Below are 15,551 nucleotides of genomic sequence, written 5' to 3'. Positions count from 1 at the left end.
GTCCGTCTCAGCTTCGCGGCCGTACCATTGAGAGGTGAGCGAGCCTCAGTCGTCGGAGATCCGCGTGGGGGACGCCGAGCGCGAACAGGCGCTACGGGCGTTGGGTGACCACATGAGTGCCGGCCGCCTCGACATCGACGAGTACGGCGAGCGGACCGCCCGGGTCGCCGCGTCCAAGACCCGGGGTGAGCTGCTGGAGCTGTTCACCGACCTGCCCGAACCCAAGCCCCGGTTCGGGCCGATACCGGCGCCGGCGCCGGGCAGACCGCAGCCGGTCGTCGCCCGGCCGGCTGTCCCGGAGCCGCCACCAGGGCGGCCTGGGATCGAACGCTGGCAGCAGCGGCCGCTCGCACAACGGATCTACGGCTCCTTGGTGCCCGTGGTGTTCCTGGGCACGATCGCGTTATTCCTCTTCGAGTTCCGCAATCCGTGGATCTTCGTGCTGCCGGTGCTGTTCGTGATCATCGGCGGCACGATGTTCGGCGAGGGCTGGTCACATGACAGGCGCGCGTGGGAACGCGAGCAGCACCGTCGCCGTCGGGACCGGCGGCACCGCTACTGACGGATCTGGCCGTCGACGAGTTCCAGCCGTCGGTGGGCCTGGGTGGTGATGGCCGGGTCGTGCGTGGCGACCAGGCAGGCGCTGCCTTCGGCGACGAAGTCGAGCAGCAGCCGCACAGCCAACTGGATCGTGGCGTGATCGAGGTGCGCGGTCGGTTCGTCGGCCAGCAGCACCTTGGGCCGGCCGGCGACCGCTCGGCCCAGTGCGACCCGCTGCCGTTGGCCGACCGAGACCTCACCGGGGTAACGGCGGGCAAGCGGGCCGATGTCCAGGCGGGTCAACAGGTCCGCCGCACGGGCCATGGCCTCGTCGACCGGGCCGCCGCCGAACAGCATCGGCGAGGCCACGTTCTCCTCCAGCGTGAGCTCGTCCAGCAGGCCGAAGCTCTGCGGCAGCACGGCCATCGCGGACCACGGCGGCGGGCCGCCGCCGTGCGAACCCGTCACGGTGACCGAGCCCGCGTCCGGCTCGTCGAATCCGGCCAGCACGGCCAGCAGGGCGCTCTTGCCGGAGCCGGACCTGCCGACCAGGGTCACCAGTTCGCCCGCGCGTAACTCCAGGCAGATGTCCCTGAGCACGGGCTGGTCGAAGGACCGCGACACGCCATCGGCGGTGAGCAGGGTCGTCATCGGTCCCCCAGTCGGTGGATCTGGTCGGCCACGTCGAGCACGGCGTCGTCGTGCGACGCGGCGACCACGGTCACGCCCAGCCGGACCAGGTCGAGCATGGTCTCGATGACCAGACCGGCGGAGGCGGTGTCCAGTTGGGACGTGGGTTCGTCGGCCAGCACGACCTTGGTACGGGCGGCGAGCGCGGTCACGAACGCCAGCCGTTGCTGCTGCCCGCCGGACAGCGCGCTGATCGGCCAGTTCGCCGTGCCTGGCAGGCCAAGGCGGTCCAACAGGTCCATGTCCGGCTCGGGCGCGCCGGCCAGTTGTGCCGCGGCGCGCAGGTTGTCGCGTACGTCGAGATAGGTGAACAGGTTGTCCACCGGGTTCTGGAACACCAGGTGCAGGCTTCGCCGCAGCGCCCGCCGCCTGCGCTCGCCGAGATCGACGGTTTCCTTGCCGTACAACGAAACCGTGCCGCCGGTCGGACGTTCCAGGATGCCGAGGACGCGCAGCAGCGTGGACTTTCCGGAGCCGGACGGGCCGGCGAGCACGGTGAGTCCGCCCCCGGGGATGTCGAGTGTCACGTCCTGGACCGCGGTGACCTCGCCGGACGGCGTGCGGTACCGGTGAACCACGTTGTGTACAGCGTATACAAGGTCAGGCACGAAGCAGCTCCCTCACCTTGGCTCGGCGGGCCGCCCGGACCGCGTACCCCGCCACCAGCACCACTCCGACGACCGCGACGGCCAGCGTGACCAACCCGACCGTGCTCAGGCTCGCTGGCTGCGGAACGGGACTGAGCAATGGATACGGGTCCAGCCACCGGGTGACCAACACCAGGATCAACCAGCCGCCGCCGACACCTACGGCCGTCGCTGTGCCCGCGAGGATCGCCAACTCCACCAGATGCGTCGCGAGCAGCGCACGGGCGCGTAGTCCCATCCTGGCGAGCAACGCGTGCGCGACCGCAGTCGACCGGCGTCTGGTTTCCACCGACACCAGCAATGTCGCGACCGCGACCGCGGCGAGCGCGAAGCCGAGCACCACGAAGAACGCGAAAATCCACGCCACGACAAGGAACGGCAACGCCTCGGTGGCGCTGTCCGCGTCGACCACCGACGTGGTCGGCTCGCCGGCCGCGGCGAGGGCCTTCGCCACCGGCCCAGGGTCGCCGCGGGTCAACACCTCCTGCTGGAAACCCCAGCGCAGGTCCGCGGGCACGAACTTCCAGGACGCCACGAGCATCCCGTCGGTCGGTCCCATCGCCGGGAAGGTCGGCACCCGGGCGACCTCGGTCGTGTGCGGGACGATAAGGCCCTGCTTGACGTACTGGGACAACGGGTACTTGCCGGCCGCGATCACCGGGATCGACCCGTCCGCGGTCGGCTGGTCCAGTTTCGCCAGCAGGTCCTTGAGCGCCGGCTCGGCCCACCGGTCCCGCCACTCGGCGCCGTCGGCGAACGTGGCCGGGTCGACGAGGAGGATTCGGGCGTCGATGTTGTCGTGCACGTACACCTGGTTGAACGCGATCCGCGTCGCCTGGCCGCGGATGCTCGCCGGGACACCCGCCGACTCGGCCGCACTGCGCCTCAGCGGCACCGCGTGGTCCGACCCGACCCGCGTCCAACTCTTGTCCGCCAACGACTCCCGCTCGGTCCGGGCGATCCCGACACCGGCCGCGATCACGCCGATCGCGAGGCCGGCCACGGCGAGCAGCGCCACCGCGACCTTGCGTTGCGCGGCCGTCCGCCGTAACGCCCAGAGCACGGTCGGGTTGCGCCAGCCCCGCAGCCGATGGCTGGCCCTGGCCAGCCAGCCGGCCAACCTGGCCACCACACCGACCAGGAACACTATGCACAGCAACGGGAACACCAGCGCCGGCAGGCCAACGTCCGGCAACGAGTCGCTCGGGTCCACCTGCACGGCGTGCTCGTCCGACATCGTCCACAAGAGCACCGCCGCGACCCCGGCCAGGACCTCCCACGGCATCTTCTTGGCCACCAAGGCGATCCGGCGCGGCGTGCGGTCCACCGCCGTGAACTCCCTACGCACGCGGAGAGCCGTGGTCAGACCCAGCACGGCCAGGGCGATCAACCATGCCGCCAAGGCAAGCAGCGCGGCCACACCTGGCGCCCACGGATCGAACACGGTCGCGGGTGTGAGCACAGGAGCGGTCAGCCACGCGGCACCCCACCCCACCGCGGCACCGACGAGCAACGGCGTGCCCATCTCCAGCACGGCCTTGCCGCCGATCGCCGCCGGCCCGACCCCGCGTGTCCACAGTAGACGTACCTCGGCGCCGCGCCGCTGGATCCACTGCGCGGCAAGGCCGATCACCCCGAGTAACCCAGCGAGAACGCTGATCACGGTGAGTGGCAGCACGGCCGCTCGCACGGTCTGCTGAGTCCGTTCGGCGGTCTGGGCACTGAGCGCCGCGTAGTCCGTCACCGCCGGCGACTCGTGCAGCGCTTCGACCACGTCCGATCGCATCGCAGCCGTGTCGTCGGCCCATTTCCGGGCATCGGTCGCGGTCCGCAGCGGGCGGGATGTGGACAGGTCGAGATGGGTCTCCTTGGGCTCCACCTGGTTCTGCACGATGAGCTGGTCCAGCAGCTCGGACGAGACCACGAACGTCTCCGGCGCGCCGTTGATGCCCTTGAGCGGATCGGGCACGATCCGGCTGTGGTCGGCGCACCAGTACGCCGGCAGCGGGTTGACCATCTGCTTGAACACCGCCCCGACCCGCACCAGGACGCCGTTGATCGGGACGCCGTCACCCGGTTTCAGATGGAAGTGGTCGGCGACGTCGTCCGGGATCCACACGCCGGTCCGGTCCCCACCGGCCACCACCGGCAGGTTGTCGAACGCGCCCTCCCGGCTGAGCAGGTTGACCGCGTCCAGCGGGCCCATCGCGCCGTAAACCCTGGTGCGGTAAGCGACATCAGCGCCATGCTCGGCGGCGACCAGTCGAGCGGCCGCGTCACTCGTGTGGAAATCGTCCGTGGCAATCCCGACATGCAGGCCGTTGTCGCTCGCGCAACGATGGTCCACCGCGTACTGCGCGGCGGCGGATCCAGCCGCGGACACGTAAAACGCCGTCGCGGCGGCCACGAACGCCAACACAAGCCCTGTCACCAGGCCGACAATGACGGTCACAGGACTGCTCAACGCCGCGCGAGGGGCGTTCCTCCAGGGCAGCCTCACCGCTGAAAGGTATCGGCCGATGACCGGACGACACCAAGTCGTTGCCCAATCGGAACGCCATCCCCACCCACCAGGGCACCGAATAATGTCAGTGCAGACCGATACCGTGGGGTGGAAGCCAAAGCCGCCAGAACGGAGCAACGCGGAGATGACACCAGTCCCGGTTTGGCCGCGCCGGTCATTTACGCCCCAGAACACGCCCGACATCGCCCCGAGCCCAGCGGTGGCCAGCCCCGAGCGAAGATGTCGGTAGCGTGGGCTGGGGTGGAAATGACCGGCTTCAGGCGGCCAAACCTCGTCCGAGCGGAGCGAGGACAATCAGACACTGTGGAGCCGATCGAGATCAACGCTGGCGGTTACTATCTGCGGGCGTTGCGGGCTGATGACCTGCTCGATGACCGGCCGGCGATCGTCGAGGCGTTCACCGATCTGGAGACCCGTCGCTGGGTCGCCGACTATCAGATCGAGGACCTCGGGGACGCGCTCGCGTACATCCAACGCCGTGACTCCGAATGGAAACGCGGTGTGCGGTGTTCGTGGGCGGTGGCCGAGCCGACAACCGGAGCGTTGCTCGGCGAGGTCGACCTGCGTGGTCTCGACGAGGGGCCGGACGGGGCGCAGGCCGCGTGTTGGACTCATCCGTCGCATCGCGGTCGCGGGGTTGCGTCGACGGCGTTGGCCGCGGCTGTGCGGTTCGGGTTCGGCTTTCTCGGCCTGACCAGGATCGGTTACCAGCACCATGCGGACAACGTGCGGTCCCGGCGGGTGGCCGAGAAGTGCGGCTTCCGGCTCACCGGGGAGAGTGTCGAGCAGATGGGCGACCGGTCGGTTCGGTTACTCCATTGGGTTGCCGTCGGCTGAACAGATCGGTGCCAAGTGAACCAATAGTCGTATCCGAGCGTCGGTATTGGATACGGTTGACACCCACAGGCGATCTCGGCGGGAGGATGGCGTGGCGGACGAGGGAATCCAGTTCGACCCGGCAGTGGTGCCCAAACTGCGGACGGTGTTTTCGGACGCGCTGGCCAAGGTCGACGAGCAGATCAGGCTGGCCTCGTCGAACGCGAGCGTGACACCGTTATGGGCGAGCGACCCGATCAGTGAGTACGCCGGTTACCGGATCAACACGGTGTCGCAGGACGCGATGGACAGCTTGCGGACCTACCGCGACGCACTGGGCGTCATGGTGGACAAGCTGACCAAGGCGGCGGGCGACTACCGCGAGTCCGAGGAAGACAAGAACGTCTCGATGAGCCAGCACGGCCAGGGGTGAGCTAGTGACGCGCGAAGAGCTGGACATCACAAGGTGGCGCGGCTTCAGCCACGCGGAGTTGTACACGCAGTTACAGAACGGGCCCGGGGCGGGTGCGTCGGCCGAACCGGCCGCGCGCTGGTCCGCCCTGTCGGCGGCCCTGCACGACATCGGCCAGGATCTGCAGAAAGCCGTCGCACAGGCCGAGGCGTCCTGGTCGGGCAAGGCGGCGAACGCGGCGTTCGCCCAGCTGTCCGACATCGCCACCTGGGCCGGGCCGGCGGCCACGGACGCCGCGGCGATGCAGGCGTCGGTCGAGCAGCAGGCCGAACACGTGGCCAGGGTCCGTGCGGCCATGCCCGCGCCTGGTTCGACGCCCAAGCCGGATCCCGCGCTCGCACCGGTGCAGCAACTCATTGACCTGCAGTCGGATCACGAGCCCATCGAGCGCGCCACGTCCGAGGCGGCCCGCAAGGCGTTCGAGGCGATGGTCATGTACCAGAACGACACCACGACGACCGCGGACGCGCTGCCGTCGTTCCCGGAACCTCCTGACACGGCCGGCCATCACGGCAACCGTGGCCACAACCTGTTGAACATCCTTGACCTCGTGCCGTCGACGACCCAGGTGTCGTCCGCGCCGGCCGCCGCCCCGGTGGAGCCGGCCGAGCCGCCACAGCGCTTCAGCGGGCACCTGCCGCGCGAGGCCGTCGCACAGGCCGGTTTCGCCGGTCCGATGGCACCCGAGATCGAGCTGCGGGTGCCGACGCTGGCCGCTCCACCGCCGGAGAGCCCGATGACCGGCATGGCGCCGCTGGCACCGGTGGCCCCCACCCGCCAGCAGGACTCCGACAACTCGCGCAGGCTTTCCGCCGGCCCCAAGGTCCCGGCGGCCGCCTCCGGTTCCATGATGGAGAACGTTCCGATGGTTCCGGGTGGCGGAGGCAGCGTTTCGCCGTCGGCCACGACACCCACGACGGCCGCGTCCGTCGGCGGTGGCGGCGGCGCGGACCGTGCGATCCCTCGGCGGATGGGCGAACCGGTGATGTCGGGGTGGAACAACCCCGAAGCGGTCGAGCCCGTGCAGCCTCGGCGCCGGCGCGACCGGCGCGAGGACGAGAAGATCACGGAGAGTGTCGAAGGCGCCGGGTCGGAGGTTCCCCCACCCGTGATCGGGACGGGGCCGTATCGTCAGTGACGATGTTCGACACGGGACTGGACGAGACCGGCCTCGGCGAGGCGATCACCCTCACCGCGCTCGAATTCGACGTGCTCTGGGAGCACCTTGACCTCGGCGACATGCCGCTGATCCTGAAGGTGCCCTCGCCGGGCCGGACGAACACGGAACGTGCGCTCCTGGTCGAGCGGGTCTGGGAGTCGCTCGAAGCCAGGGGCCTCGGACGTTCGGTGTCGCTGTCCCCGGAACTGGTGACATTGCTGCGCCTGATCGCCCGGCCGCTGCGGGAACTGGACGGCCGGCTCTGGGTCGGCCGGAGTGTGCGCCTGCTGGCGGCGGCGACGGACGACGCGGGCGTCCTGGCCACCCAGGAAGGCGACACCCTGACCCTGCGGTCCGCGGACGGTCTCGGCCTGCCCAGGCACGCGCTTTCGGTGCTGCCGCCGGCAACCGCGGGCCCCGGCCACTCGGTCACCCTGCCGAGCAAGGACTTCGAGGGAGCGGCCCGCGACGCCACCGCCCCCAAGGACTTCGAAGCCTCGCTGCGCCGCCGCGGCCTGCGGGACGTCGACGCCGACGCGCTCCGGACGATGATCGGCGACGTGCTGCGCCAGGGCCAGTTCGGCGGCGCGGCCCGGGACAAGTGGGGCCGCCGGATCCGAACCCCCAGGGTGATCAGCTTCTTCGACACCGAAGCCGGCCGGTACCTCCAGGTCCGCCGGACCGAGGCCAACGGCGAAGCCTGGACGACGATCTCCCCGGCGGACCACCGCCGCCTGCTGCACCACCTCACCGAACTCCACGCCGAAGGCGCCACTCACTGACCCAGCCGTGTCACGCGTTCCCGGACGCCGTGTCGCGCGTTCCGGGACGGTCAGGAGACCGACTCGATGATGCGGGCTCGGGCTTCCGGGGCGGCCGAGCGCAGGGCGTCCGCCGCCTGGTCGTCGGGCTGGGTCTGGGAGTCGCGTTCCGCGTTCACCCTGGCCGTGTAGACGTCGATCTCGCGTTTCATGGTCGCGGCGTCCCAGCCGAGGATCTCGGCCATCAGGTTGGCCACCTGCTCCGCCGCGTCCACGCCTCGGTGCGCGTACTCGATCGAGATCCTGGTCCGCCGGGCCAGCACGTCCTCCAGGTGCAGAGCGCCCTCGTGGCTGGTGGCGTAGACCGCTTCCACCTGCAGGTAGTCCGGGGCGGCGGTCAATGGCTTCAGCAGCTCCGGCCGGTTCGCCGCCAGGGCCAGCAGCTCGTGCACCATCGAGCCGTACCGGTTGAGCAGGTGACGCACCCGGTACGGATGCACCCCGGCCTTCACCGCCAGCTGGTCCGCCTGGTTCACCAGCGCGTGGTAGCCGTCCGCGCCCAGCAACGGCACCTTGTCGGTGATCGACGACTGGATCCGACCCGGCAGGTCAACCGACGCCGCGTCGACCGCGTCCGCCGCCATCACACGGTATGTCGTGTACTTGCCGCCGGCGATCGCCACCAGACCGGGGGCGACGCGGGCAACCGCGTGCTCCCGGGACAGCTTCGACGTCTCCTCGCTCTCCCCGGCCAGCAGCGGCCGCAGTCCGGCGTAGACGCCTTCGATGTCGTCGTGGGTGAGCGGGGTGGCCAGGACCGTGTTGACGTGGTCAAGGATGTAGTCGATGTCGGCCTTGGTCGCGGCCGGGTGCGCCAGGTCCAGGTTCCACTCGGTGTCCGTCGTCCCCACGATCCAGTGACTGCCCCACGGGATCACGAACAGCACCGACTTCTCGGTCCTAAGGATCAGGCCGGACTCCGAGACGATCCGGTCGCGCGGCACCACGATGTGGACGCCTTTGCTGGCCTGGACGCGGAACCGGCCACGGCTGCCGGACAGCCGCTGCAGCTCGTCGGTCCACACGCCGGTGGAGTTGACCACCGCGTTGGCCTTGATCTCCGTCTCCCGGCCGTCCTCCACGTCCCGCACGCGCACCCCGGACACCCGGTCGGCCTCCCGGATGAACCCGGTGACCTGGGTGGATGTCCGGACCACCGCGCCGTAGTGGGCTGCGGTCCGCGCCACCGTCATGGTGTGCCGGGCGTCGTCGGCCTGGGCGTCGTAGTAGCGGATACCGCCGATCAGGGCGTCCCGTTTCAGGGCGGGCACCATGCGCAACGCGCCGGCCCGCGTCAGGTGCTTCTGGCCGGGCACCGAGCGGGCGCCGCCCATCGTGTCGTACAGGAACAGGCCGGCCGCGGTGTACGGCCGCTCCCAGAGCCTGTGCGTCAGCGGGTACAGGAAGCTCACCGGCTTGACCAGGTGCGGCGCGAGCAGGGTGAGCATCAGCTCACGTTCCCGCAGGGCCTCCCGGACCAGGCCGAACTCGAGCTGCTCCAGGTAACGCAGGCCGCCGTGGAACAGCTTGGACGACCTGCTGGACGTCCCGGACGCGAGGTCGCGGGCCTCCACCAGGGCGACCTTCAGGCCGCGGGTGGCCGCGTCCAGCGCCGTGCCCGCGCCGACCACGCCGCCGCCGACCACGACCAGGTCGAACGTCTCCTCACCCAGCCGGCGCCACGAATCCTCCCGTTCCGCCGGACCCAGGCGGCCGGGGACGGTCACCGGGTCGATGGTGCGAACTGGCTGCCTCGGCTTCCGGCTGGCCACGAAGCGCCTCCTGCCCGAGTTGACTGAAAGCTGACAGCCTCACGCTACCGCCAAGATGGCGCGCCCGCGCCCGGCGCGCACGTGACATGGCCGATGTGAATGTCCAGTGAGCCGAACATCGACACAACGCCGGCCGGATCATGGACAGCGGCGTTAGCGCCCACTAACGTCGCTGGTCACCGTGGGTTCGGTGACGTCGCCCACCCGGCAGCGTCGTCGGGCCCACGTCCCTGCCCTCGGACGTGGAGGTGGCGATGACCGTGGAGATGAGCGCGGGAACGATCTTCTTCTGGGAGACATTCGGTACCGCGATACTGATCCTGCTCGGTACCGGTGTGGTGGCGAACCATGTGCTGCAACGCACGAACGGCAACGGCGGCGGTCCACTCTTCATCAATATCGGCTGGGGATTCGCGGTCTTCACCGGGGCGAGCATCGCCAACCCGAGCGGCGCGCACCTGAACCCCGCGGTCACGCTCGGCCTGGCCATCAAAGGCAGCACCAAATGGGCGGACGTGCCGATCTACTTCGCCGGCCAGATGCTCGGCGGGTTCATCGGCGCGGTCCTCTGCTGGCTGACGTACAAGCTGCAGTTCGACAAGCACGACAACCCGAGCGGCACGCTCGGCATCTTCTCGACGATCCCGCAGATCCGGAACACCGTGTGGAACCTGGTGACCGAGATCATCGGCACGTTCGTGCTGGTCGGCTGGATCGTGTTCAACCCGCCCGGGAACGCGGCACTGAGCTACGCCGGCGTCGCGTTCGTGGTGCTCGTGATCGGCACCTCGCTGGGCGGCCCCACGGGATACGCCATCAACCCGGCGCGTGACCTCGGCCCACGCATCGCGTACGCCCTGCTGCCGATCCGCGGCAAAGGTAGCCCGCAGTGGGGATACTCGTGGATACCCGTCGTCGGACCGCTCGTCGGCGGCACGCTCGCCGCTCTTCTCTACAAAGTCGCCGTCTAGAAAGGACAAGCCTGATGGCCCAGTATGTGGCCGCGATCGACCAGGGCACCACATCGACCCGCTGCATGATCTTCAGCCATGACGGCCGGGTGGTGGCGGTCGACCAGAAGGAGCACGAGCAGATCTTCCCCCGGGCCGGCTGGGTCGAACACGACCCTGACGAAGTCTGGCGCAACACCCGTGCGGTGGCGGCCGGCGCGCTCGCCAAGGCCGACCTCGTCATCGCCGACATCGCCGTGGTCGGCATCACCAACCAGCGCGAAACCGCCGTGGTGTGGGAGAAGGCCACCGGAAAGCCGGTCTACAACGCGATCGTGTGGCAGGACACCCGGACCGACCGGATCGTCGACGAGCTGGGCGCGTTGGGCGGCGGGCAGGAGCGGTACCGGACGAAGACCGGCCTGCCGCTGGCGACGTACTTCTCCGGCCCGAAGATCCGCTGGATCCTGGACAATGTGGACGGTGCCAGGGCCAGGGCGGAGAACGGCGAACTGCTGTTCGGCAACATGGACACCTGGGTGCTGTGGAACATGACCGGCGGCCCGGAGGGCGGGGTGCACGCCACCGACCCGACCAACGCGTCCCGGACCATGCTGATGGACCTGGACACCCTCCAGTGGGACGAGGAGATCGCCCGGGAGATGGGCGTTCCACTGGCCATGCTGCCGGAGATCAGGTCCTCCTCGGAGGTCTACGGCAACGTGCGTGAGCGCGGCGCGCTGGCCGGCGTGCCGATCGCGGGCATCCTCGGCGACCAGCAGGCGGCCACGTTCGGCCAGGCGTGCCTGTCCCCCGGCGAGGCCAAGAACACCTACGGCACCGGCAACTTCGTCCTGCTCAACACCGGCACCGAAAAGGTGATGAGCGAGAACGGACTGCTCACCACGGTCTGCTACAAGATCGGCTCGAACGACACGGTGTACGCCCTGGAGGGCTCGATCGCGGTCACCGGCTCGCTGGTGCAGTGGATCCGGGACAACCTCGGCATGATCACCACGGCCGCGGAGATCGAGGCCCAGGCCCGGTCCGTCGAGGACAACGGCGGCTGCTACTTCGTACCGGCGTTCTCCGGCCTGTTCGCGCCGTACTGGCGGTCGGACGCGCGTGGCGCGATCGTCGGCCTGACCCGGTTCGTCAACAAAGGACACTTGGCGCGTGCGGTGCTCGAAGCCACAGCGTTCCAGTCGCGTGAGGTGATCGACGCGATGAACGCCGACTCAGGCGTGCCGCTCACCGCGCTGAAGGTCGACGGCGGCATGGTCGCCAACGAACTGCTCATGCAGTTCCAGGCGGACCTGCTCGGGGTGCCGGTGATCCGGCCGGTGGTCGCCGAGACCACCGCCCTGGGCGCCGCGTACGCCGCCGGTCTCGCGGTCGGGTTCTGGTCCGGTGAGGACGACATCCGCACCAACTGGGCCAAGGACAAGCAGTGGGAACCGACCATGGCCGACGACCAGCGCGACAAGCTCTACAAGGACTGGAAGAAGGCCGTCACCAAGACCTTTGACTGGGTCGAGAAGGAATAACACCAACGGGTGATTCCCGTAACGAGCAGGTGAGCACAGGTACTCGCCATGACACACCTGGTGTGTCATGGCGAGTACCTGTGGTGGCTCGTGAAGACTGAAAGATCAGGAGGAGGCGATCAGTCGCTTCGCCTGCGCTGCAACGAGTCGCTCTGCCTCACGCCTCATGCCCCGCACATCCTTGACACGAGATCAACGTCGTGTCGTCCGTCGCCATCCCTGCCAACCGCAGCAATGCCTCCCCCAGATGCACAGCTTCCCGTGGGAGCAGCGTCAGCTTCGTTTCGCCGGACGGTCGTTGTCTAATGACAATCCGTGGCCCGACTTCCCGGAACCGTTGCTCCAGGTAAATCTCCAGTTCCTTGGGCAGCACGACCGGCACGGTCGTGCCACCGCCCGCATCCATCGCCACGACCACCGGCACCTCCGTTGACAGCACCACAAAACACATCCATGCGCTTGACATGTGTTCTTCACAGTCGGGGATGCTGTCCATCGCACCAGGAAGGACAGGGTTCTTCTGGCCAGGACACCGGAAAGTTGTTGTGTCCAACAGGTGGTTCGACGACCCGCAGGGTCGGCGTTTCACTCATGGTGTTGTTCCTCCTCAGAGTTTCATGTTTCCTTGCAGGTACCAGCAATCCCAAGCCAAATCCGCAACCACTCGCTGGCCCGCACCCAGGCCAGATCGGCAAGTTCCAGGTTGTGTTCAAAGCCGGAGGCCGACACTTCGGCCCAGCGGCAGGCCCGAAACAGAGCGATCCAGCCCAGCTTCTCTGGACCGATGGCCGCCAACACTTCAGCGGCCCGCACTCGGACATCAAAGGTTTCGACGTCGTAGGCTTGGGAGCGATCCGGCTGAAACCAGGCGACAGCATCTCAGGAGCCTCATCGCCGCCGAACCCGATCCTGACGCCGCCACCGCCACACTACGAACCGTGCCGCCCATCCAGATTTCGCCCAGAGCCAGCGGACAAGGACTGCGGACCACAACACCACGGCCAAGGAGACGAGCACCCAGAAGGGAAGATCATCCGCGGCTGGTCTCCGTTCGCAGAACACAAGCAGCAAAAACGCGGTTGACGCTTGGCATCACTGCTCCTCAAAGAAACTCGTGGCAGACAAGGTTTCTCAGGCGGTGCCCGGCTCAGGGAGGCGGTGGTATCTGGGACCGAGCGCCTGTCGTGATCTTCAGCCACTGTGCCGAAGGTGAGTAACCATGTGAGTACAGCTCTCACCTCAACTCTCACGCTCGGTAAGCTGCTTATATTGGTGCGTACTGGACACTTAGGAGTGTGGATGACATGGCTCGCGAGCCCGAAGCGATCGCCGCGCTCCGGCGTGCTCTGGGTGAGAAACTGGCCACCTTCCGGCAAGCCGCTGATCTGACCCAGTCAGAGCTGGGTGCGCAGACCTCCTATGACCGCTCGAACATCGGCCACCTTGAGAAAGGCCGCGCCCGGGCCGATGAAGCGTTTTGGCGCACTGCCGACGAGGCGTGCAAGGCGGACGGCACGCTACTCGCTGTCTACTTCGAGTTGGAGGCGGCCAAGGCCGAACACGAACAACGCGGCCGTGATCAGCGGCTTGCCGCCGTGCGCGCGAAGGCGGCCGAACTGCGCGATGACGTCCGCCATGAACCTGAGCTGCCAGCGACCAATAGGCCAACTATCGAGCTGCCGGTACTTGACGACCTCCGGCGGGCATTGTTCGGCCAGTTTCCCGCGCCTGCATTGGAGGCCGCCCAAGTCAAGGCAGGCGTGATCCAAGCACACCGGCTGTACCAACTGGCCGACTACGACGGTTCCGCCCGGCTGTTGCCGGCACTCATCAGCCAGCTTGACGCCTCAGTCGACACAATCCCGCACGCCACCAAAACCACTGCCTACCTTGCTGCCGCCAAGCTTGCCAGCAAGGTCGGTGATACGAGCTTGGCTTGGGTTACTGCTGATCGCTGTCTACGCGCTGCGCTGGAGGCAGAGCAACCCGACTTGTTCGGCGTCGCCACCTACCAAGTCGCCCAGGCGCTCCTCGGCGACGGCCATATTGGTGATGCTGAGCAGACGGCCAACAGTGCTGCGGAACGCCTGGCCGGTACGTCGGCCCGCACCAGTACAAAAGACACCATGTCGGCTCAGGGTGCGTTGCTGCTGCTCTTGGCGGTCATATCTGCCCGGCGTGGTGATGCCAAGGCGGCCAAAAACAACTTACTCCAGGCTACTGTCCTGGCTGAACACATCGGCCAGGACGACAATCGGCTGTGGACTGCCTTTGGTCCGACGAACGTCGCCATCCACGGATTGTCAGTGCGCGTCGCTCTTGGCGATTCCCAGGCGGCATTGCGGCTTGGCGAAACGCTTGATACTGACGTGCTGCCTGCGGCGTTGCGTGGTCGCCGTCCGCAGATACACCTCGAACTTGGCTGGGCCGCAGCCGGGCACGGTGACGACAGCTTGGCCGTACTGCATTTGCTTGAAGCGGAACGAGTGGCACAGCAAGCCGTCTCTCGGAACGCCATGGCGCGGCGGCTGCTCTGTACCTTGTTGGCCCGTGAACACAAGAGCGCAACGCCTGGCCTCCGTGCCCTCGCAACGCGGGCCGGAGCGTTGTAGTGGCAGAGCCGAAACCGACGCGCGTGCTATATCTGGTCAGTTGTGCCGCACCGCCAATCCTTGCCATTGGTGAGCTGATCCGACTCTTGCAAGCGCAAGGCTGGACAGTCTGCCTGGTTCCCACGCCACGGGCAGCGGGCTGGATAGATGCGGCCTCGCTTGCCACACTTACGGGCTATTCTGTGCGGCACGATTACAAACAACCGGAAGAGCCGGACACCTTACCGCGAGCTGACGCCATTGCCGTAGCGCCAGCCACGTTCAACACCATTAACAAATGGGTGGCGGGGATTAGTGATACGTTCGCGCTCGGGCTGCTCAACGAAGCACTTGGCCTGAAGTTGCCGGTTACCGTGACACCTTACGCCAAGCCGACCTTAGCGGCGCATCCGGTATTCAAGGCGAACTTGATGACGCTCAGTCAGTGGGGCGTCAACGTGTTGCCGAACGAGATCATCCGGCCGAGGTCAAAGGAGGAGGCGTTTGTATGGGGGCCGGTTGTCGCGGCGCTGACGAATCTCGACACCTGAGATGTCGCTTTGAAGGTTGGAAGTCACAGCTTGGTCCAGGGGCCGTCGAAGGTCACCACGGCCAGTGATGCCGGCGGGAAGTGTTGGGGTGTCCCGTCCCGCCGCAGTTCCCAGGCCAGTTCGTGGACGGCCGGGTTGTGGCCGATCAGCAGCAGCGTGGTGACGTCGTCGTCGGTCTGCCAGATCAGTTCGCGCAGGGTGTCCGAGGTCGCCGCGTAGATCGTCGGCTCGAACTCCACCTTGGGCTGGGCGGTCAGTTCGGCGCTGATCTCCTGCCAGGTCTGCCGGACTCGCAGCGCGGTCGAGCACAGCACCTGCTGCGGCTGGAACCCGGCCAGTTCGCGGCCCCGCGCCCGTGCTTCGGCTCGGCCATGATCGGTGAGTGGGCGCTGCTCGTCGGCGTCCGCCGGGCCGCTCGCGGCGGTGGCGTGCCGGAGAATCAGCAGCGTACGAGCGGTCATGTGATCCAGT

General features: G+C 67.9%; 16 protein-coding genes. 9 read left to right on the top strand and 7 right to left on the bottom strand.

Features of this window, described 5'->3' with window-relative positions:
- Positions 1-34 precede the first annotated feature (34 nt).
- A complete protein-coding gene (locus EV192_RS06800; RefSeq protein ID WP_132112087.1) occupies positions 35-562 on the top strand; it encodes a DUF1707 SHOCT-like domain-containing protein in 528 nt (175 codons plus the stop codon).
- On the opposite strand, the gene EV192_RS06795 is transcribed toward EV192_RS06800, so the two are convergent.
- The 3 genes from EV192_RS06795 to EV192_RS06785 are packed head-to-tail and all read right to left on the bottom strand — an operon-like array spanning position 556 to position 4,308.
- Positions 556-1,191, bottom strand: a complete 636-nt coding sequence (locus tag EV192_RS06795) for an ABC transporter ATP-binding protein (RefSeq protein WP_132112085.1) — start codon at positions 1,189-1,191, stop codon at positions 556-558. The genes EV192_RS06800 and EV192_RS06795 overlap by 7 nt on opposite strands.
- Positions 1,188-1,838: an ABC transporter ATP-binding protein gene (locus tag EV192_RS06790; protein ID WP_132112083.1), complete on the bottom strand. Its 651-nt coding sequence runs from the start codon at positions 1,836-1,838 to the stop codon at positions 1,188-1,190. Before EV192_RS06790 ends, EV192_RS06795 begins: the two co-directional genes overlap by 4 nt.
- Positions 1,831-4,308 (bottom strand): ABC transporter permease family protein, encoded by a 2,478-nt coding sequence (locus tag EV192_RS06785; protein WP_132112081.1) that lies wholly within the window; start codon positions 4,306-4,308, stop codon positions 1,831-1,833. Before EV192_RS06785 ends, EV192_RS06790 begins: the two co-directional genes overlap by 8 nt.
- 396 nt (positions 4,309-4,704) lie before the next feature.
- Here EV192_RS06785 and EV192_RS06780 point away from each other — a divergent pair, with 396 nt between their 5' ends.
- From EV192_RS06780 to EV192_RS06765, 4 genes are all read left to right on the top strand, one after another.
- A complete protein-coding gene (locus EV192_RS06780) occupies positions 4,705-5,238 on the top strand; it encodes a GNAT family N-acetyltransferase (RefSeq protein WP_132112079.1) in 534 nt (177 codons plus the stop codon).
- Between the two features lie 91 nt (positions 5,239-5,329).
- Entirely contained in the window at positions 5,330-5,650 is a 321-nt protein-coding gene (locus EV192_RS06775; RefSeq protein ID WP_132112077.1) for a hypothetical protein, read from the top strand.
- A gap of 4 nt (positions 5,651-5,654) precedes the next feature.
- Positions 5,655-6,827 carry a WXG100 family type VII secretion target gene (locus tag EV192_RS06770; protein WP_132112075.1) on the top strand — a complete coding sequence of 391 codons (1,173 nt, stop codon included), beginning with the start codon at positions 5,655-5,657 and terminating at the stop codon, positions 6,825-6,827.
- A gap of 2 nt (positions 6,828-6,829) precedes the next feature.
- Positions 6,830-7,630 (top strand): ESX secretion-associated protein EspG, encoded by an 801-nt coding sequence (locus tag EV192_RS06765; RefSeq protein ID WP_132112073.1) that lies wholly within the window; start codon positions 6,830-6,832, stop codon positions 7,628-7,630.
- Between the two features lie 50 nt (positions 7,631-7,680).
- On the opposite strand, the gene EV192_RS06760 is transcribed toward EV192_RS06765, so the two are convergent.
- The gene (locus EV192_RS06760; protein ID WP_424923343.1) at positions 7,681-9,441 is read right to left on the bottom strand and encodes a glycerol-3-phosphate dehydrogenase/oxidase; all 1,761 of its coding nucleotides are present in this window, start codon (positions 9,439-9,441) and stop codon (positions 7,681-7,683) included.
- A 266-nt stretch (positions 9,442-9,707) separates the two neighbouring features.
- Between EV192_RS06760 and EV192_RS06755 the strand changes: the two genes are divergently transcribed.
- Entirely contained in the window at positions 9,708-10,412 is a 705-nt protein-coding gene (locus tag EV192_RS06755; RefSeq protein ID WP_132113102.1) for an MIP/aquaporin family protein, read from the top strand.
- 14 nt (positions 10,413-10,426) lie between these two features.
- Positions 10,427-11,938 carry a glycerol kinase GlpK gene (glpK, locus tag EV192_RS06750; protein ID WP_132112071.1) on the top strand — a complete coding sequence of 504 codons (1,512 nt, stop codon included), beginning with the start codon at positions 10,427-10,429 and terminating at the stop codon, positions 11,936-11,938.
- 157 nt (positions 11,939-12,095) lie between these two features.
- Here glpK and EV192_RS06745 read toward each other — a convergent pair whose 3' ends face one another.
- Both EV192_RS06745 and EV192_RS06740 read right to left on the bottom strand, forming a co-directional pair.
- Positions 12,096-12,434 carry a hypothetical protein gene (locus EV192_RS06745; protein WP_132112069.1) on the bottom strand — a complete coding sequence of 113 codons (339 nt, stop codon included), beginning with the start codon at positions 12,432-12,434 and terminating at the stop codon, positions 12,096-12,098.
- A gap of 119 nt (positions 12,435-12,553) precedes the next feature.
- Complete coding sequence (locus tag EV192_RS06740; RefSeq protein ID WP_132112067.1) at positions 12,554-12,751, bottom strand: hypothetical protein; 198 nt, start codon at positions 12,749-12,751, stop codon at positions 12,554-12,556.
- 491 nt (positions 12,752-13,242) lie between these two features.
- On the opposite strand from EV192_RS06740, the gene EV192_RS06735 reads away from it, so the two are divergent.
- Positions 13,243-14,550 (top strand): helix-turn-helix domain-containing protein, encoded by a 1,308-nt coding sequence (locus EV192_RS06735; protein ID WP_243726718.1) that lies wholly within the window; start codon positions 13,243-13,245, stop codon positions 14,548-14,550.
- Positions 14,550-15,080 carry a flavoprotein gene (locus EV192_RS06730; RefSeq protein WP_243726664.1) on the top strand — a complete coding sequence of 177 codons (531 nt, stop codon included), beginning with the start codon at positions 14,550-14,552 and terminating at the stop codon, positions 15,078-15,080. The genes EV192_RS06735 and EV192_RS06730 overlap by 1 nt, the downstream gene beginning before the upstream one ends.
- Before the next feature lie 23 nt (positions 15,081-15,103).
- Here EV192_RS06730 and EV192_RS06725 read toward each other — a convergent pair whose 3' ends face one another.
- A complete protein-coding gene (locus EV192_RS06725; RefSeq protein WP_165960228.1) occupies positions 15,104-15,541 on the bottom strand; it encodes a SixA phosphatase family protein in 438 nt (145 codons plus the stop codon).
- Positions 15,542-15,551 lie beyond the last annotated feature (10 nt).

Origin of the sequence: Actinocrispum wychmicini (assembly GCF_004345645.1) — a bacterium.
GTDB lineage: Bacteria > Actinomycetota > Actinomycetes > Mycobacteriales > Pseudonocardiaceae > Kibdelosporangium > Kibdelosporangium wychmicini.
Note: the sequence above shows the minus strand (reverse complement) of the source record. Positions and strands in the feature narration are given on the sequence as shown.